Source organism: Methylobacterium sp. WL64 (genome assembly GCF_008039945.1).
Lineage (GTDB): Bacteria > Pseudomonadota > Alphaproteobacteria > Rhizobiales > Beijerinckiaceae > Methylobacterium.
This window is the reverse complement of the sequence record NZ_VRVA01000033.1, coordinates 18,718-36,987: the sequence shown is the minus strand read 5'-3', so window position 1 is coordinate 36,987 and position 18,270 is coordinate 18,718. Positions and strand designations below refer to the sequence as shown.

Genomic DNA, 18,270 nt, shown 5'->3' with positions numbered 1-18,270 from the left:
GACCCCTCCCGCCGCTGGATCAGTCCGCCAGCGCTCCTTCGAGCAGGCCGAGCGCGTCCGCGACCGCCGCGCGGCGGATCGCGCCGCGTCCGAGGTCGCCGTAGCGCCGCTCCAGGTGCCGGCGTCCGCCGTCGCGCAGGGCCAACCCGAAATGCACCAACCCGACCGGCTTCTCGGCGCTGCCGCCGCCGGGGCCTGCGATGCCCGTGATCGCCACCGCGACCGTGGCACGCGAGGCCGACAGCGCCCCGCAGGCCATCGCCCGGGCCACATCCTCGCTGACGGCGCCGTGCCGGCGGATCAGGTCGATCGGCACCCCGATCGCCTCCGCCTTGGCCTCGTTCGAGTAGGTGACGTAGCCGCGCTCGACCACCGCCGAGGAACCCGGCACCGCGGTGAGCAGCCCCGCCACCAGCCCCCCGGTGCACGATTCGGCCGTGACGATCGTGCGCCCGGCCTTGGCGTAGGCCGCGACCAGCGCCTCGGCGCGGTCCAGAAGCTCCGTGTCGTCGATCATCGCACGCGGTTCGCCCTGGGCCGGAGCGCCCTATCTCGTGTTGTGACGCAAGGCCGGCCCTGGCTCAAGGACCGGCTGCCCAGACAGGAAACCCAACACCGATGATCTTCCCCGCGACCACGGCCTTCTACGCCGCGCTGCTCGCCCTCGTGTATCTCGGCTTGTCCGGGTGGGTGATGGGATCCCGCGTCTCCGACAACGTCCTGTTGGGCGACGGCGGCGACGCATCCCTGCTCAAGCGGGTCCGCACCCACGCCAACTTTTCGGAATACGTCCCGCTGGCGCTGATCCTGATCGCCCTGCTGGAGGCTGGCGGCGGCGGCCACGGTCTGGTCCAGGGCCTGCTGATCGCCCTGCTGGTCGGCCGTATCCTCCACCCGATCGGCATGTTCGCCGCGCCGAACACCCCCCGCCAGTTCGCATGCCGGGGCGGCGGGATCCTGCTGACGATGGCCACGATCGCCATCGCGGCGATCGCGCTCCTGCTCCGGACGGCGTGATTTCCTTTTTTGGAGAGGGTGCCTTCGGCGTTCAACGCGGATGAGGGCGGGGGTCGGTCGGAAACCCTTCGGCCTCTTCCTCTCGCAGCGCTAACGGCTTCGCGCGACGGGCCGAACGGATCCCCTCGTCCCGCTCGCGGGGAGAGGGGAAGCCGCGCCGCAAAAGCAGAGACGTGAACATCGCGGCTGGGCGCAGCAAGACGTAGAACGCGGCGGCCAGAATATGCTTCGGTCCGCCAATGCGAACCAGCCGTTCACCCCTGCCGCATCGCTGTCTCGGCCTCGGCGTCGAGCACCGGGCCGTCCTCTTCGGGGAGGCGGATCGTGGCGGCGGCCTGGGCTGCAAGGCCTTCGGCACGGCCGACGAAACCGAGCTTCTCCGTGGTCGTCGCCTTGATCGAAACGGCAGTGAGCGGCACGCCGGCGATCTCAGCGATGCGGGCGCGGATCGCCTCCCGATGCTGGCCGATCCGCGGCGCCTCGGCCAGGACGGTGATGTCGAGATGGTCGATCCGACCGCCGCGGGCGCGGACGAGGGCACAGGCGTGGGCCAGGAACTGGTCCGAGGAAGCGCCCCGCCAACGCTCGTCGGAGGGCGGGAAATGCGTGCCGATATCGCCGTCCGCGATGGCGCCGAGCAGCGCATCGGTGAGCGCATGCAGCGCCACGTCGCCGTCGGAATGAGCCAGCACGCCGCGATCGGCCGGGATCTTGATGCCGCCCAGCCAGACGTGGTCGCCGGACGTGAAGGCGTGGACGTCGAAGCCGGTGCCGAGGCGGGTGACGTAGGCGGTCATGGCGCGGGCTCCGGGCGCTGGCGTTTCGGTTGAATCGGACGCGAAGGCCCGATCCGCCTCGATCAGGTCGGCGGGCTGGGTGATCTTGCGGTTGGCGATGTCGCCCAGGAACACCACCACCGGCAAGCCCGCCCATTCGGCGAGCGCGCCGTCGTCGGTGAAGCCGTCGAGGCCTTGCCCCGCGGCGTCGCGATGCGCGGCGAGGAGGGGGGCGAAGGCGAAGGCTTGAGGGGTCTGGACCGCACGCAGGTGCTCCCGGGGCGGGGTCTCGATCACGCGGCCGATACCGGGGGCGATCTCGGCGACGCGCTTGACCGTGTCGGTCACCGGCACGCCGGGTACCGCCGCGCCGTGGTCGCGGCCAGCCGCGATCGCCCGGGCGATCAAGGCCGCATCGACGTAGGGGCGGGCGGCGTCGTGGACCAGTACGATCTCCGGCGCAGCACCCGCCGCCAGCGCCTCGAGGCCGGCACGCACCGAGAGCTGGCGCGTGGCCCCGCCCTCGACGGGGGCGCCGATCTTTTCCCGGAGACCGGGGGCGAGTTCGTCCAAGCAACTGAGGAAGAAGTCTGCCGCGTCGGCGGCGATCACCGGCTGGATCCGGTCGATCGTGTCCTGGGCGGCCAGCGCCGCCAGCGTCCGGGTCAGGACGGCCTGGCCGCCGACCCTGCGGTACTGCTTGGGCGTGCCGCCGCCGATGCGGATGCCGCGACCGGCCGCCACGACCACCGCGGCGACGCCGGACTCCGTATCCGCGGGTCCGGTGGCAGGCGTGCCGATGGCGGGCATGGGCGGGAAACTCGTGGGATCCTGGCGCGGGAAACGGGGGCGGGCGCGCGGGCCAGCCGTGCTGCCGAACCTCTGCCGGTGAGGGTGCCCGTCGTTTAAGCGGGGGAGGGCCCGAAATCAACGCGCGGTATCCGCTTGCCAGCGGATCGCCCTTGCCTCATTGTTGTGCAGAATGGCGACTGATCATTATTTAAGCGCGCTGCGCCGTGGACGTCCGGGTGGCGGGGAGAAATCCCCCGCCCCGCTCTGCCTGCTCGCGCCCCTGTCCGGGGTCACCGACCTGCACATGCGTCGGATCGCCCGGCGCTGCGGCGCCGACGCAGTGGTGTCCGAAATGGTGGCGGCACGGGAGTTCACCCGCGGCGCCGGCGAGGCGACCCTGCGGGCCGACGGCTCCGGGGTCGACCTGCACGTGGTCCAGTTGGCCGGCTGCGAGGCGGAGCCCATGGCCGAGGCCGCACGCCTCGCGGAGGCCGGTGGCGCCGACGTGATCGACGTCAACATGGGTTGCCCGGCCAAGATCGTTACCGGAATCGCGTCGGGCTCGGCCCTGATGCGCGATCTCGACCATGCCGAACGGCTGCTCGCGGCCGTGCGCGGCGCGGTGTCGGTGCCGGTCACCGTCAAAATGCGGCTCGGCTGGGACGACGCGACCCGCAACGCCGTCGATCTGGCGACCCGGGCCGAGCGGCTCGGGCTCAACGCCGTCACGGTCCACGGGCGGACCCGGCAGCAATTCTACAAAGGCGTCGCCGACTGGGCCGCGATCCGCCCCGTGGTCGAGGCGGTGTCGATCCCGGTGATCGCTAACGGCGACGTGGTCGACCTCGCCAGCGCCCGGGCGTGCCTGGCCGCCTCCGGCGCCGCCGGGGTGATGATCGGGCGCGCGGCCACAGGGCGGCCCTGGCTGGTCGGGCAGGTCGCGGCGGCGCTGGCCGGCCGGCCGACGGATCCGCCGTCTCGGGCCGAGCAGGCCGGGATGGCGGCCGCGCATTACGCCGGGCTGCTGTCGCTCTACGGCCGCCATATGGGCGTGCGCCACGCCCGCAAGCACCTCGCCGCCTATGCCGAGACCGGCGGGGCGCTGGAGCCGGCCGAGCGCGCCGCCCTCCTCACCACCACCGATCCCGAGGTGGCGCTGGGCCTTCTGGCCCGTGCCTTCGGGGCGGCCGAGATCATCCGGGAGGCCGCGTGACCGAGGACGCCTTTCCGCAGGAGCCCGGCGGCCGGCGCGCCATGTCCGGGGAGGCCGTGCTCAACGCCCTGCCGCTGCCGGTCCTGACCATCGGGGGCGACGAGCGGATCCTCCACTGCAACCACGCCGCGGAGGCGTTCTTCGACTATTCCGCGCGCCTGATGCAGCGGCGTCGCCTGCGCGACATCATCCCGTTCGCGTCGCCGATCATCGCGCTCGTGGCCGACGTCCGGCGCCGCCGGGCCAGCGTCAGCGAGTACCGGGTCGAGCTGACCCAGCCCCGCCTCGGTCTGGAGCGTAGCGTCGACGTGTTCGCCACGCCGCTCGCCGACGACGACGACGCCGTGGTGATGATGCTCCAGGAGCGCACCATCGCGGACAAGATGAACCGCCAGCTCACCCATCGCGGCGCCGCCCGCTCGATGGTGGCGCTCGGTGCGATGCTGGCCCACGAGATCAAGAACCCGCTCGCCGGCATCCGCGGCGCCGCGCAGCTCCTGGAGGGCACCGGCGCCGAGGAGGACCGGATGCTCACCCGGTTGATCTGCGACGAATCCGACCGGATCGTGCGGATCGTCGAGCGGATGGAGCTGTTCGGTGACGAGCGCCCGGCCGATCGCGGCGCGGTCAACGTCCACGGGGTGCTCGACCAGGTGAAGCGCTCGGCCCAGAGCGGGTTCGCGCGCCATATCCGCTTCGTCGAGACCTACGATCCGTCGCTGCCGCCGGTGCTCGGAAGCCGCGACCAGTTGATCCAGGTGATCCTGAACCTCGTGAAGAACGCCGCCGAGGCGATCGGCCCGGATGCGGTCGAGGGCGAGATCACCCTGTCCACCGCGTTCCGCACCGGCCTGCGCCTGCAGGTGCCGGGCTCGCGCGAGCGGGTCAGCCTGCCGATCGAGGTCGCGATCCGCGACAACGGCCCGGGCATCTCGGCCGACCTGCTGCCGGACCTGTTCGACCCCTTCGTGACCACCAAGTCGCAGGGCTCCGGCCTCGGACTTGCATTGGTCGCCAAGATCGTGGGCGACCACGGCGGCATCGTCGAGTGCGATCCCGCCCCCCGCCGCACGACGTTCCGCATTCTTCTGCCGATGTCGAGCGCCCGCGACGGGCGTGAATCGTCGGTCGACCCTTGAAATCGTCTTGTGTTTCGGCCGCCCGGCCGGACGTCTGAGTAGAGAGTCATGCCGAACGGCCACATCATCGTCGCCGACGACGACGCCGCCATCCGCACGGTGCTGAACCAGGCACTATCCCGGGCGGGCTACGAAGTCCGCTCGACGGGCAATTGCGCAACCCTCTGGCGCTGGGTCGCGCAGGGCGAGGGCGACCTCGTCATCACCGACGTGGTGATGCCCGACGAGAACGTGTTCGACCTGCTGCCCCGCATCAAGCGGGTGCGGCCGGAACTGCCGATCATCGTCATGAGCGCGCAGAACACCTTCATGACGGCGATCCGCGCCTCCGAGCGCGGGGCCTACGAGTACCTGCCGAAACCCTTCGACCTGAAGGAGCTGATCGCCATCGTGGGCCGCGCGTTGTCGCGTCCCCGCGGGGCGCCAACGGCCGGCGCGCCGCCCGACAACGAGGATATCCCGCTGGTCGGGCGCTCGCCCGCCATGCAGGAGATCTACCGGGCGCTCGCCCGGCTGATGCCCACCGACCTCACCGTGATGATCACCGGAGAGTCCGGTACCGGCAAGGAGCTGGTCGCCCGGGCGCTGCACGATTACGGCCGCCGCCGCACCGGCCCGTTCGTGCCGGTCAACATGGCCGCGATCCCGCGCGACCTGATCGAATCCGAGCTGTTCGGCCACGAGAAGGGCGCCTTCACGGGCGCGCTCCAGCGCTCCGCCGGCCGGTTCGAACAGGCCGAGGGCGGCACCCTGTTCCTCGACGAGATCGGCGACATGCCGATGGAGGCCCAGACCCGGCTCCTGCGCGTGCTGCAGCAGGGCGAGTACACCACGGTCGGCGGCCGCGTTCCGATCAAGACCAACGTCCGGATCATCGCGGCGACCAACAAGGACCTGCGGATCTCGATCCAGCAGGGGATCTTCCGCGAAGACCTGTTCTTCCGGCTGAACGTCGTGCCGCTGCGGCTGCCGGCCCTGCGCGAGCGGTCCGAGGACGTACCGGACCTGATCCGGCACTTCTTCGTGCTGGTCGAGCGCGAGGGCCTGACCCGCAAGTCGCTCGACGGCGACGCCATGGAGCGGCTCAAGCGGTACCGCTGGCCCGGCAACGTCCGCGAGTTGGAGAATCTGGTCCGCCGGCTCGCCGCCCTGTACCCGCAGGAGACGATCACCGGCCCGGTGATCGAGGCCGAGCTCGATACCCTGCCGCTCGCCGCCCCGGCCTCCGCCAACGGCAGCGCCCGCAAGGCCAACGGCGAATCAGAGACCCTGTCCAGCGCGGTGGAGCGCCACCTGTCGGACTACTTCTCCGGCTACCGGGACACGCTGCCGCCGCCCGGGCTCTATCACAGGATCCTGCGGGAGATCGAAGGCCCGCTGATCGGCGCGGCGCTCGCTGCCACGCGGGGCAACCAGATCCGCGCGGCGGAACTGCTGGGGGTCAACCGCAACACCCTGCGCAAGAAGGTCCGCGACCTCGACCTGCAGGTTTTCCGCACCGCCCGGTAGGGGGCCGGCGGACGAGCCGCCTGGCGGGACCCCGTGACGGGCCCCGTCCGCTCAGCGGCGCGGCAGGATCGGGTCGCCGCGCATCAGGGCGTTGAGCCGCTCGGTATCGAACCCGTTCGGGATGCTGGGCACGGCCGCCTTGGGCGTCGGCACGGCCTTGACCGGCGCTGGAAGCGACCCGGTGGCCGAGGGCTCGGCTTGGGCGGCGCGCACCACGGCCGGCGGCGCCAGGTGGGCGAGCCGGTCGGCGCTGACGAAGGCGACGATCGCCGTCGAGACCAGCACGAGGACGCCGCCGAAAAGGGAACGCAGGATACGCACGCAGACGACCCGGAACGCGACTGGAGACGGCAACAGATTACCCGCCGGCCCGTTAACGAAGCCCACCCCAAATCGTCGGGATGGGTGCCAATGTTCGGGAGGCGATATTGACCAACGTCCAGGCCACCGCCAGCGACAGCGCGTTCATTCAGGGGCGCAACGCCCGCCTGTACGGCAAGCCGGCAAGCGAATGTCCCTATCCGGACGGCTCGGAAGAGCATGCCGCCTGGATGCAAGCTTACGAGGAGGCGGTGGTCTCCGATCCGCCCGAGACGCCGTGAGCGATGGGGCCAGGTCGGCGTTAAGCGGTTCAGGCCTCCTCGGTCACGGACCGCATGAGGTTTGAGCCCGCCCGACGCAGGACATCTTCGGCCCATTGATTGAGGCTCGTTCCGGCTAGTTCCGCCGCGCGGGCTGCCTGGGCATGGATTTTCGGGTCAATCCGGAGCATCAGCTTGCCGGAATAAGCCTTTTCCGGCTCCTTTCCGATCGCTCGGCACGCCGCGGTGTAGTCGTCCACCGCCTCATGAAACGCGGCCTTCAGCTCGGGCACGGTGTCCGCGTGAAAGCTGATCACATCGTTGATGCCAGCGATTTGGCCGACGAAAAGCTCATCCTCCTCGTCAAACGCGACGCGGGCACGAAAGCCCTGATAGGTCATCGTGTTCACGGCGACTCTCCCGGTGTGACACCGATTTTGACGAGAAACTGGCGTGTGGCGCGCACCTGATAGCGCGCGGCCTCGTTGGCCGGATGCGGCCGATGGAAAGCAGCCACGACGCCTCTGTACGCGAAACGCACCCGTGACCCGGTCCCTTCGATAAGCCGACATCCGACTGCCAGCAGCAAGCTCTCGATGGCGTGCCATTCGATCGAGGCCGGCACCGGATCCTTGTAGATGGCGCGCAAAGTACGCGCATGCCGGCTGTTCATTTCGCGCCCGATCTCGGCGCACGAGATATCACGAACTGATATCGCCCTAGGCTCATGGGGTCAATCTGGAGGTCGTGCGTCCGCCCCTCTAGCGGCGTCACGCTTGACCTCGCCCAAGCCCGCGGGCTTCGTGTGTCGCAGCGCAACGCGATCCCAGAGCCACAATGTCCCTGACGCCCAAGCCCGAATCCAAGGACAAGTACGGGGCTGCGACGCGCCTCGTCCATGCGGGCCGCGATCCGGGCGCGCAGCACGGCTTCGTCAACACGCCAATCTATCGCGGCTCGACCGTGCTCTATCCGACCTACGACGCGATCAAGAACCGGCGCGGGCGCTACAATTACGGCACCTCGGCGACGCCCACGATGGATTCGCTCACCGATGCCTGGACGGAGCTTGCCGGCGCCGCCGGCACCGTGGTGACGCCCTCGGGATTGTCGGCCCTCACCATCGCGTTGATGGCCGCGGTCTCGGCCGGCGACCATCTCCTCGTCACCGATTCCGCCTACCGGCCGACCCGGCAGTTCTGCGACGGCGTCCTGGCCCGGTTCGGCGTCGCGGTCACCTATTACGATCCGACCGTGGGAGCCGGCATCGCGGAGCTGATGCAACCGAACACCAAGGCGGTGCTGGTCGAGGCGCCGGGCTCCCAGAGCTTCGAGATGCAGGACATCCCGGCCATCGCCGAGGTCGCACATGCGCGAGGCGCCTGCGTGATCATGGACAACACCTGGGCGACGCCGCTGCTGTTCCCGCCCCATGAACGCGGGGTCGACATCGCGGTCGAGGCCGGCACCAAGTATCTCAGCGGCGGTTCGGACCTGCTGATCGGCCTGACCTCCGCCAACGCCGCGTATTACCCGGCGGTACGGCGCACCTTCGATCACCTCGCCCCCTGCGCCGGCGCCGAGGACATCTTCCTGGCGCTCCGGGGTATGCGCACCATGGCGCTGCGCCTGCGCGAGCACGGCCGGGCCGGGCTCGAGATGGCCCGGTGGTTCCAGGCGCGGCCGGAGGTGCTGCGGGTGCTGCATCCGGGGCTGCCGGAGGATCCCGGCCACGCGATCTGGAAGCGCGACTTCTCCGGCGCTTCCGGGCTGTTTGGGGTAATCCTGAAGCCCGTGCCCGAGGCGGCGGTCGCCGCGATGCTGGACGGGCTGGAGCTGTTCGGGATGGGCTTCTCGTGGGGCGGCTTCGAGAGCCTGGTGATCCCGTTCGACTGCGCCGGCTACCGGACGGCGACCCAGTGGGCGCCCGGCGGCCCGGCCCTGCGCTTCCATATCGGGCTGGAGGACATCTCCGACCTCCAGGCCGATCTCGACGCCGGCTTCGCGCGCCTGCGGGCCGCGTCCTGACGGTGCGCCGTCACCGCGCGCGATGACGGCGGACTGACGGGGCATTTGACCTTCCCGTCCGATCCTGATTGACCGGCCGGGCATGACCACGAGCCTCTCAGCCGACGGCATTCCGCGCCGCGCACCTGTCGATCGGATCGGCCGCGGGCTCGACGCGCTGAGCCTGACCCATGCCCGCGCCGCGGCCGCCCTGCTGGCGCTCTGCCTGCTGCTGTTCCTGCCCGGGCAGATCTCCCTGCAGCCGATGGACCGGGACGAGCCGCGCTTCGCCCAGGCCTCGAAGCAGATGCTGGAGAGCGGCGACTTCGTCGACATCCGCTTCCAGGGCGAGGCCCGGCACAAGAAGCCGGTCGGGATCTATTGGGCGCAGGCCGCCGCGGTGGCGGCGGGCGAGGCGCTCGGCGTGCCCGACGCGCGCCGGCAGATCGCCCTCTATCGCATCCCGTCGCTGATCGGCGCGACCGCCTCGGTGCTGCTCGCCTACTGGGCCGCGCTCGCCTTCCTGCCCCGCCGCCTCGCGCTGCTGGCGGCCGCCCTGTACGGCGCCGGGCTGATGCTCTCGGCCGAGGCGCATCTGGCCAAGACCGACGCGCTGCTCGCCGCCTGCGCCACCGCGAGCCTGGGGGCGCTCGCCCGGGTATGGCTGGCGTCCCGGGCCGGCGGACCCTTGGGCCGCGCCGTCTTCCCCGCCTTCTGGCTCGGGATGGCGCTCGGCATCCTGATCAAGGGCCCGATGGTGCCGCTGTTCGTGGTGCTGCCGGCCCTGATCCTGTCGGTGGTGGCGCGCTCGGGTCGCTGGCTCCTGGCGCTGAAGCCGTGGGCGGGGCTGGCACTCACGCTGCTGCTGGTGGCCCCCTGGTTCGCGGCGATCGCCTGGAAGAGCGGCGGCGCCTTCTATGCTGAGGCGGTAGGGCACGACATGCTGGCCAAGGTCGGCGGCGGGGCCGAGCGGCACTGGGCCCCGCCCGGGGCCTACGCGCTGGCGTTCTTCGCGACCTTCTGGCCCGGCGCGGCCTTCGCGGCGATGAGCCTGCCGCTGGCCTGGCGCGCCCGGCGCGAGCCGGCCTTCGCGTTCCTGATCGCTTCCGTGCTGCCGGCCTGGCTGATCTTCGAGGCGGTGCCGACCAAGCTGCCCCACTACGTCCTGCCGCTGATGCCGTGGCTCGCCATCCTCACCGCCCTGGCCCTGTCCCGCGGTGCGCTCGACCCGCGTCTGCGCGGGGCGCGGGCGACCGCCCTGCTCGTGCCGGCGATTCCTGTGGGTCTGACGCTCGGTCTGTGCCTGGCCGGCTGGCGCCTGGACAGCCACACGCTCCCCTGGGCCGCGCTGCCGCTGCTCGCCGCCGCCTGCGCGGTGGCAGTCCTGGCCTGGATGGCCTTCGCGGGCGGCAGGCCCGAGCGCGCCCTCGTGCTCGGGGTACTCGCTTCCTGCCTGCTCGGGCCGGCGGTACTCGGCGTGGCGCAACGCTCGCTGCCGGCCCTGAAGGTCTCGCCGCGGCTCGCCGCCCTGCGCGACCGCGTGGGCTGCGCGAACCCGCAGGTCGCGAGCCTCGGCTACCGGGAGCCGAGCCTGGTGTTCCTGGCCGGCACGGATCTCGCCCTCCCGCCGGACGGCGCCGCCGCCAGGCAATTCCTGGAGGCGGGCGGCTGCCGGCTGCTGTTCGTGGAAGCCCGGGAACGCGACGACTTCAACGCCGCCTGGCCGGTGGCGCGGGGCGCGCCCGCGCCGCTCGCCGAGGTCGAGGGCTTCAACCTCAACACCGGCCGGCGAGTCTTCGTGACCGCCTACGGGGTGGCCCCGTGACCGGCGCGCCGAACCTCAGCGTCGTCGTGCCGGTCAAGAACGAGGCCGGCAACATCGCCCCCCTGGTGGCCGAGATCGAGGCCGCCTGCACGCCGCTCGGCTTCGAGCTGATCTACGTCGACGACGGCTCCACCGACGGCACGCCGGCGGCCCTGGCGGCGGCCCGCGCCGGCCGGCCGTGGATGCGGGTGGTACGGCATGCGCGCGGTGGCGGCCAGTCCGCGGCGGTGCGCAGCGGCGTCCTGGCCGCGCGGGCGCCGGTCGTCGCGACCCTCGACGGCGACGGCCAGAACGACCCGGCCTTCATCCCGGCCCTGCTGGCCGCCCTGGAGGCGGGCGGCGCGCTGGCCGGGCTCGCCCAGGGCCAGCGGCGCGGACGCAAGGATGGGCGCTTCAAGATGCTGCAATCGCGCATCGCCAACGGCGTGCGCGGGCGCATCCTCAAGGACGCCACCCGGGATACCGGCTGCGGCCTGAAGGTCTTCCGCCGGGCCGTGTACCTCCGGCTGCCCTATTTCGACGCCCTGCACCGGTTCATGCCGGCCCTGATGGTGCGCGAAGGGTTTTCGGTGGTCCACCACGACGTGATCGACCGGCCGCGGCTCACCGGCGTCTCGAATTACGGCCTGTTCGACCGGCTCTGGGTCGGGCTCCTCGACCTCGCCGGGGTCTGGTGGCTGATCCGACGCAAGCGCGCCGACCCGCAGCCCGCCGAGATCGCCGCCGCCGACACCGCCTCCGACACCGCCATGCCCGCAGACCAGGATGTCGGATGCTGATCCAGCTCGCGCGCGATCTGCCGGACTATTTCTACGACGTGTTCGTCACCCGGCTCGACTTCTGGGTGGTGTTCGGCATCATCGCTCAGCTGGTGTTCGGCTCCCGCTTCATCCTGCAATGGATCGCCAGCGAGCGCGCCGGCCGGAGCGTGATGCCGCTCTCGTTCTGGTTCCTGTCGATCCTGGGCGGTCTGATGACCCTGGTCTACGGATTCGTGCGCCGGGAACCGGTGATCATCATCGGCCAGGGCCTGTCCACCGGCATCTACCTGCGCAACCTGGCGCTGATTTTTCGCGAGCAGCGGCGACGTCGGAGCGACCCGGCATGACCCGCGCTCCCGTGCCGGCCTTCTACGACGACCTCGACGCCAGCTTCGCCGAGCTGTGGCGGCTCTTGGACGAGGGCGCCGCGCAGGGCCGGAGCGGCTTCCACCTGCCGGCCCTGGCGACGCTCGGACCCGAAGGCCCCCGCCTGCGCACGGTGGTGCTGCGCGCCGCCGACGCGAGATCCGGCATCCTGCGGTTCCATTGCGACCGCCGCTCCGACAAGGCCGCCGAGATCCTGGCGCACCCGGCCTGCGCACTCTCCGCCTACGACGCGGCGGCCAAGATCCAGATCCGGATCGAGGGCCGGGCGACGCTCCACACGGACGATGCCGTGGCGGAGGAAGCCTGGGCCGGCTCCCGGGCGATGAGCCGGGTCTGCTACGGCGCCGCCCCCGCTCCGGGCACGGCGCTGCCCACGGGGGACGCCTACACGCTGCCCGACGAGACGGCGGCGGCGACCCTCGGCCGACCGCATTTCGCCGTCGTCAGGGTACGGGCCGCGCGCCTCGACTTCCTCTACCTTGACCGCCGCGGCCATCGCCGGGCCGCCTGGACCCGGGGCCAGGGTGACTGGACCGGCAGCTGGATCGCCCCGTAAGCTTCACACCGCGGAATGACGGCATTCGGATCGCGCAAACAGCATTAAAATAACGTTCTTTCTTCATTCAAACGCCAGCCTCGCTAAATAATAAGCTTTCATAGCGTCGCTTGATCGAGACAATGCCGTTTCTGTTCTCTCGGAACGGGCGGCGTAGACATCGATCGGCAACAATCCATCTTGCCGCCATCCACATTAATCGACACAGATCTCTCGGGCACGTTCGCCATCGCGCCAAGCAGAGGCTTCCATGGAACTGATAACCAAGATCAATATTCCCACGAAGCTCTTTTCTGTCATTGCGTTGATGAGTATACTTTTCTTCGGATCAGCTTGGTACACATCACAGAACGTCGCCGGAATCGACGTCGCCTACACGATCCTGCTCGACAAGGAATCGAAGGCGGTCGTCCGGGTGGCGCGTTTGAACCGCGTCGTCGCGCAGCTGAGCTACGTGGCCTTCCGCAGCGCGGCAGAAGCCGGCACGGCGGACGGGACCCGGGTCGGCATGGGCCTCGAGGGCCTCGTGGCCGAAGCCGCGAAGTTGGTCGAAGACGCCCGTCGCGACGCACCCGCCTTCCGGGAGCGGATCGACCGGATCGCTACGCAATTCGACCTCTACGCCCGAACCGTTGGGGACATGCGCAGCCTCGCCGACAAGGGCCAGGGCAGCGAGGCCCTGGTGCTCGCACACCGGACGGCCGAACCGATCCGGGCGGACCTGACCGAGGCCGCCCGCACCCTCGTGGACGACATGGATGTCTCGGTCCAGAAGCGGTCGGACGACCTCACCGTCGAGACCAACGCGACCCACTCCCTGCTGCTGACCGTGTCGCTCATCGGTATCGCCACGGGCATCGTCAGGGGCGGCCTGGTCGTGATCTACGGCGTGACGCGCCCGATCCGCCGACTGACGGATGTGCTGCGGCGCATGGCGGACGGCGAGATCGGGGCCGAGATCCCGGAGGCGCGGCGCGGCGACGAGATCGGCCTGATCGGCCGCGCCGTGGAGGGCATCAAGGCGCTCGTCGCCCAGAAGGCCGCCGAGCAGGCCGAGATCCGGCGGATGGCGGACGAGGCCGCCGCCGAGGCGCGCCGCCAGGCGATGCTGGAACTGGCCGACGGCTTCCAGGGCACGGTCGGCCGGATCATCGGCCAGGTCTCGTCCTCGGCCACCGAGCTGCAGGCCACCGCGCAGGCCATGACCGCCACCGCGACCCAGACCGCCAGCCAATCCACCGCCGTGGCGGCCGCCGCCGAGGAGGCCGCCTCCAACGTCAACACGGTGGCGAGCGCGGCCGAGGAGCTGGGCTCGTCGGTCCAGGAGATCAGCCGGCAGGTGGACGGATCCGCCAAGCTCGCTCAGGGCGCCGTGTCCGAGGCAGACCAGACCGCGACGCTGGTGCAGGAGCTGAGCGCCGTCGCCGCCAAAATCGGTGACGTGGTCCGGCTGATCACCGACATCGCGGCCCAGACCAACCTGCTCGCCCTCAACGCCACGATCGAGGCCGCGCGCGCCGGCGAGGCCGGGCGCGGCTTCGCCGTGGTGGCGGCCGAGGTGAAGGAGCTGGCCAACCAGACCGCCCGGGCCACCGAGGAGGTCGCCGGCCAGATCGGCCAGATCCAGACATCCACCGGCGCGGCCGTCTCGGTGATCGCGGCGATCACCGCTCGGATCAAGGAGATCGAGGCGGTCGCCACCACCATTGCGGCCGCGGTGGAGGAGCAAGGGGCGGCCACCCAGGAGATCGTGCGCAACGTCGGGCAGGCGGCGCAGGGCCCCGGCGAGGTGACCAGCAACATCGCCGGCGTGGCCGGCGCCGCCGCGGAGACCGGCCGGGCGGCCGGCCAAGTCCTCGACGCGGCCTCCGAGCTGTCGCGCCAGTCCGAGCATCTCAGCGGCGAGGTCGACCGGTTCCTGGAGACGATCCGAGCCGCCTGAGCCGGGGGGCGCGCCGCGCGCGTCCACCCGGGATGGCGGCCGGGATAGCAGCTCTGCGTCGCGCACCCCTGTCATGGGCGCGACGCGGGGCGTAAAGCCGCAGCACCGTCCGCCCGCTCGGGTCGATCGGGAGGACAATGTGGGCCTGGTCTACGCGCTCGCCGCCTATCTGAGCTGGGGCCTGCTGGTCCCGGTGCATTTCCGCATGCTCGGGGCGTTCAGCCCCAACCACATCCTGGCCGAGCGGATCGTCTGGTCGAGCCTGTTCGCAGGCGCCCTGGCCCTGGCGCTCGCGGCGCGGCGGCGCCTGAACCTGCCGCTGCCCCTGCGCCCGCGCCACGCCCTGCTGGCGGTCTCAGCCGCGATGATCGGGGTGAACTGGCTGCTCTACCTCTACGCGATCGACCGCGGACACCTGCTCGACGCGAGCCTCGGCTACTACATCAATCCCCTGGTGAGCGTGGCGTTCGGGCGCGTGGTGTTCGGCGAGCGGCTGCGGCCCCTGCAGGTCGTGGCGGTCACGATCGCGGCGACGGGCGTGGCCGTCGCCGTAGTGTGGGCGGGGGAGTTACCGGCCCTCTCGCTGTCGCTCGCGGTCAGCTTCGCACTCTACGGGCTGGTGCGGAAGTTTGTGGGAGTCGATGCCCTGGTCGGGTTCCTGACCGAGACGCTGCTGCTCCTGCCGCTCGCGATCCTGTGGCTCGTGCTCTCGCCCGAGCCGTTCCTGCCGGCCGAGCCCAGGAACCTAACGCTGCTGATGCTGACCGGGCTCACCACGGCGCTGCCGCTGATCTGGTTCGCCGCCGCCGCGGTGCGCCTGCGGCTGACCACGCTGGGCCTGCTGCAATACGTCGCCCCGACCTGCCTGCTCGGCCTGAGCGTCCTGGTCTATGGCGAGCACGTGGAGCCGCACCGGGCGGCCATGTTCGCCCTGATCTGGCTGGCGCTGGCCCTCTACAGCATCGATGCCCTCCGCGGCCGGCGGCCGGTGGACCCTGTGGTTGAGGTCCGGTCGGATCCCGACCCGATGCGTGTATAAGGAATACCCTGCGCCCCGCGGGGCGAGCGACGGGATTTCGGCGAGCCGATGAGAGAATCCGAGGGCGGCCAAGGCGTCGTCACCGATGCCGATTACAGGAATCTCGCCGAGACGCTGCCGCAGCTGGCTTGGATCGCCGAGGCCGACGGGACCATCGTCTGGTACAACCAACGCTGGTACAATTACACGGGCAGCACCCTGGACGAGATGCGCGGCTGGGGCTGGCGCGCCGTCCACCACCCCGACCACGTCGATGCCGTCACCGAGCGCTTCCGGGCGGCGATCCTGCTCGGCCAGTCCTGGGAGGACACGTTTCCGCTGCGCGGGCGCGACGGGATCTACCGCTGGTTCCTGTCCAAGGCGCTGCCGCACCGGGACGAGGCCGGGACCATCCTGCGCTGGTACGGCACCAACACCGACATCTCCCGCCGCCGCGCCGTCGAGGAGCGCCTGCGCGATTCCGAGCAGCGCTTCCGGGCACTGGTGGACGCCTCCGCGGCGGTGATCTGGAACACCAACGCGGTGGGCGAGCTGATGCCGCCGCAGGTCCGGTGGAGCACCTATACCGGCCAGACCGAAGAGGCCTACCAGGGCTGGGGCTGGGTCGACGCGGTCCATCCCGACGACAGCGCGCACGCGGCCGATGCCTGGGCCGCCTCCGTGGAGGCGCGCAAGCCCTACGAGGTCGAGTACCGCCTGCGCCGGCACGACGGCGCCTGGCGGGCCATGGAGGTGCGGGGCGTGCCCGTGCTCGCCGCGGACGGCACTTTGCGCGAATGGGTCGGCACCTGCGTCGACGTCACGGAGCGCGAGGAGGCCGAGGAGGAGGTCGAGCGGGCGCGCCAGGCCGCAGAGGCGGCCAACCGGGCGAAAAGCCAGTTCATCGCCAACATGAGCCACGAGCTGCGCACGCCGCTCTCGGCGGTGATCGGCTATTCCGAGATGCTCGGCGAGGAGCTTGAGGATATCGGCCAGGCCGCCCTGCTGCCGGACCTGCGCAAGATCGAGGCGGCCGCCCGGCATCTGCTGTCGCTGATCAACGACGTGCTCGACATCTCGAAGATCGAGGCCGGGCGCATGACCGCCTCGGCCGAGACGTTTTCCGTCTCGGACCTGCTGCGGGACGTGGTCGATTCCACCGGCTCGCTGGTGGAGAAGAAGGGCAACCGCTTCGTCCTCGATGTGGGCGATGAGGCAGGCGAGGCCGGCCTTGGGTCGATGCACCAGGACCAGACCAAGATCCGCCAGTGCCTGCTCAACCTGATCGGCAACGCCGCCAAGTTCACCGAGAAGGGGACGATCCGCCTCACCGTGCGGCACCACCGGGAGGAGGCGGCGGACTGGCTGTCCTTCGCGGTCACCGATACCGGCATCGGCCTGTCCGAAGCGCAGATCGCGCGCCTGTTCGAGCGCTTCGTGCAGGCCGACGACTCGACCACCCGCCAGTTCGGCGGCACCGGCCTCGGCCTCGCGATCACCCGGGCCTTCTGCCAGACCATGGGCGGCGACATCGCGGTGACCAGCACGGAAGGGCAGGGCGCGACCTTCACGATCCGCCTGCCGGCGGTGCTCAAGCCGGAGGACGAGCCGCAGGAGGTCACCGCCGAGGCCGAGGCGACGGCGGTCGAGTCGCACGAGCAGCACGAGACGGTCCTGCTGGTGGACGACGACCCCGCCGCCCGGGAGCTGCTCCAGCGCTTCCTCGAGCGCGAGGGGTTCCACGTCCGCACCGCCAATGACGGCAGGGCGGGCCTGACGCTCGCCCGGGCGCTCAAGCCGCGGGCGATCCTGCTCGATGTCGAGATGCCGCGCATGGACGGCTGGGCGGTGCTGCACGCGGTCCGCAGCGATCCCGATCTCGCCGGGACGCCGGTGATCATGACCTCGGTGGTGGCCGAGCAGGGACTCGGTCAGGCGCTCGGCGCCACCGACTACTTCGTCAAGCCGATCGACTGGGACCGGCTGAAGAGCATGATGGAGCGCTACCGCCCGGAGGGCCCGGGGGAGGCGCGCGTCCTCGTGGTCGATGACGACCCGGATGCCCGCGAGCGCCTGCGCCGGTCGCTCGGCCGCGAGGGTTGGACCGTGGACGAGGCCGAGAACGGCCGGATCGCCCTGGAGCGGGTCAGCCAGACGCGCCCGAGCCTGATCCTGCTCGACCTGATGATGCCGGAGATGGACGGGTTCGGCTTCCTGCGGGCGCTGCGCGCCCGGCCGGACGGCGACGTGCCGGTGGTGGTGCTCACCGCCAAGGAGATCACCAGCGCCGAGAAGGCGAGCCTCGGCGCCCAGGCCGACCGGGTGATCGCCAAGGGCTCGATGAGCCTCGCCGAGATCGGGCGGCAGCTGCGGGTGCTCTACGCGCGCTCGACCGCCGAGCCGGTCCCGGGCCGGCTCCAGGGCCTGATCGAGCGGCTCGCCGAGAACGATGTGGGAGAAACACAATGAGCGACAACGGGATCGATCCGGACAAGGCGGCGGCGATCCGCCTGCGGGCGCGGCTGGCGGTGGTGGAGCGGGCGGCGTGGTTCGGCCTCGTCCACGCGATGAAAACGCAGCCCGCCGAGACCGAGGCCTACATCGCCTCCGAGCGGACACGCTGTGCGGAAGGCTTTGCCGGAATTGCCTGGGCCAAGGACCTCACCGATGCCGAGCGCAAGATGCTCGGCGCGGAGGTCGATGCCGGGCTGGCGCAGCTGATCGCGGATGCGCGCGGAGAGGTGTGA

19 protein-coding genes are annotated in these 18,270 nt (G+C 70.9%); 14 read left to right on the top strand and 5 right to left on the bottom strand.

Annotated features, from left to right (window positions below):
- Window positions 1–19: 19 nt before the first annotated feature.
- Window positions 20–517 carry a CinA family protein gene (locus FV242_RS15845; protein WP_147939567.1) on the bottom strand — a complete coding sequence of 166 codons (498 nt, stop codon included), beginning with the start codon at window positions 515–517 and terminating at the stop codon, window positions 20–22.
- A 101-nt stretch (window positions 518–618) separates the two neighbouring features.
- On the opposite strand from FV242_RS15845, the gene FV242_RS15840 reads away from it, so the two are divergent.
- A complete protein-coding gene (locus FV242_RS15840; protein ID WP_147939566.1) occupies window positions 619–1,017 on the top strand; it encodes an MAPEG family protein in 399 nt (132 codons plus the stop codon).
- 254 nt (window positions 1,018–1,271) lie between these two features.
- Here FV242_RS15840 and FV242_RS15835 read toward each other — a convergent pair whose 3' ends face one another.
- Complete coding sequence (locus FV242_RS15835; protein ID WP_147909197.1) at window positions 1,272–2,603, bottom strand: bifunctional 2-C-methyl-D-erythritol 4-phosphate cytidylyltransferase/2-C-methyl-D-erythritol 2,4-cyclodiphosphate synthase; 1,332 nt, start codon at window positions 2,601–2,603, stop codon at window positions 1,272–1,274.
- Between the two features lie 172 nt (window positions 2,604–2,775).
- Between FV242_RS15835 and dusB the strand changes: the two genes are divergently transcribed.
- Genes dusB through ntrC form a run of 3 tightly spaced genes read left to right on the top strand, consistent with a single transcriptional unit; the run spans window position 2,776 to window position 6,446 of the window.
- Window positions 2,776–3,798, top strand: a complete 1,023-nt coding sequence (dusB, locus tag FV242_RS15830; protein ID WP_147939565.1) for a tRNA dihydrouridine synthase DusB — start codon at window positions 2,776–2,778, stop codon at window positions 3,796–3,798.
- 41 nt (window positions 3,799–3,839) lie between these two features.
- Window positions 3,840–4,937, top strand: coding sequence for a nitrogen regulation protein NR(II) (locus FV242_RS15825; protein ID WP_147939580.1), 1,098 nt, complete (start codon window positions 3,840–3,842; stop codon window positions 4,935–4,937).
- A gap of 48 nt (window positions 4,938–4,985) precedes the next feature.
- Window positions 4,986–6,446 carry a nitrogen regulation protein NR(I) gene (ntrC, locus tag FV242_RS15820; RefSeq protein WP_147939564.1) on the top strand — a complete coding sequence of 487 codons (1,461 nt, stop codon included), beginning with the start codon at window positions 4,986–4,988 and terminating at the stop codon, window positions 6,444–6,446.
- A gap of 51 nt (window positions 6,447–6,497) precedes the next feature.
- Here the strand turns inward: ntrC and FV242_RS15815 are convergent, their stop codons facing one another.
- Complete coding sequence (locus tag FV242_RS15815) at window positions 6,498–6,800, bottom strand: hypothetical protein (protein WP_246692262.1); 303 nt, start codon at window positions 6,798–6,800, stop codon at window positions 6,498–6,500.
- Between the two features lie 74 nt (window positions 6,801–6,874).
- Between FV242_RS15815 and FV242_RS15810 the strand changes: the two genes are divergently transcribed.
- The gene (locus FV242_RS15810) at window positions 6,875–7,048 is read left to right on the top strand and encodes an Rmf/CrpP family protein (RefSeq protein WP_187193593.1); all 174 of its coding nucleotides are present in this window, start codon (window positions 6,875–6,877) and stop codon (window positions 7,046–7,048) included.
- Between the two features lie 29 nt (window positions 7,049–7,077).
- Here FV242_RS15810 and FV242_RS15805 read toward each other — a convergent pair whose 3' ends face one another.
- Window positions 7,078–7,437, bottom strand: coding sequence for a type II toxin-antitoxin system HicB family antitoxin (locus FV242_RS15805; protein WP_147909202.1), 360 nt, complete (start codon window positions 7,435–7,437; stop codon window positions 7,078–7,080).
- Window positions 7,434–7,700, bottom strand: a complete 267-nt coding sequence (locus FV242_RS15800) for a type II toxin-antitoxin system HicA family toxin (protein ID WP_147939563.1) — start codon at window positions 7,698–7,700, stop codon at window positions 7,434–7,436. The genes FV242_RS15805 and FV242_RS15800 overlap by 4 nt, the downstream gene beginning before the upstream one ends.
- Before the next feature lie 164 nt (window positions 7,701–7,864).
- Between FV242_RS15800 and metC the strand changes: the two genes are divergently transcribed.
- From metC to FV242_RS15755, 9 genes are all read left to right on the top strand, one after another.
- Window positions 7,865–9,055: a cystathionine beta-lyase gene (metC, locus tag FV242_RS15795; protein WP_147939562.1), complete on the top strand. Its 1,191-nt coding sequence runs from the start codon at window positions 7,865–7,867 to the stop codon at window positions 9,053–9,055.
- 82 nt (window positions 9,056–9,137) lie between these two features.
- A complete protein-coding gene (locus tag FV242_RS15790; RefSeq protein WP_147939561.1) occupies window positions 9,138–10,859 on the top strand; it encodes a glycosyltransferase family 39 protein in 1,722 nt (573 codons plus the stop codon).
- Complete coding sequence (locus FV242_RS15785) at window positions 10,856–11,638, top strand: glycosyltransferase (protein WP_147939560.1); 783 nt, start codon at window positions 10,856–10,858, stop codon at window positions 11,636–11,638. Before FV242_RS15790 ends, FV242_RS15785 begins: the two co-directional genes overlap by 4 nt.
- Window positions 11,632–11,967 (top strand): lipid-A-disaccharide synthase N-terminal domain-containing protein, encoded by a 336-nt coding sequence (locus tag FV242_RS15780; protein WP_147909207.1) that lies wholly within the window; start codon window positions 11,632–11,634, stop codon window positions 11,965–11,967. Before FV242_RS15785 ends, FV242_RS15780 begins: the two co-directional genes overlap by 7 nt.
- Window positions 11,964–12,563 (top strand): pyridoxamine 5'-phosphate oxidase family protein, encoded by a 600-nt coding sequence (locus FV242_RS15775; protein ID WP_147909208.1) that lies wholly within the window; start codon window positions 11,964–11,966, stop codon window positions 12,561–12,563. Before FV242_RS15780 ends, FV242_RS15775 begins: the two co-directional genes overlap by 4 nt.
- Before the next feature lie 250 nt (window positions 12,564–12,813).
- Window positions 12,814–14,505, top strand: a complete 1,692-nt coding sequence (locus FV242_RS15770; protein ID WP_147939559.1) for a methyl-accepting chemotaxis protein — start codon at window positions 12,814–12,816, stop codon at window positions 14,503–14,505.
- A 139-nt stretch (window positions 14,506–14,644) separates the two neighbouring features.
- On the top strand, window positions 14,645–15,544 hold the full coding sequence (rarD, locus tag FV242_RS15765; protein WP_147939558.1) for an EamA family transporter RarD: 900 nt from the start codon (window positions 14,645–14,647) through the stop codon (window positions 15,542–15,544).
- A gap of 48 nt (window positions 15,545–15,592) precedes the next feature.
- Window positions 15,593–17,992 (top strand): response regulator, encoded by a 2,400-nt coding sequence (locus FV242_RS15760; protein ID WP_147939557.1) that lies wholly within the window; start codon window positions 15,593–15,595, stop codon window positions 17,990–17,992.
- Entirely contained in the window at window positions 17,989–18,270 is a 282-nt protein-coding gene (locus FV242_RS15755; protein WP_147939556.1) for a hypothetical protein, read from the top strand. The genes FV242_RS15760 and FV242_RS15755 overlap by 4 nt, the downstream gene beginning before the upstream one ends.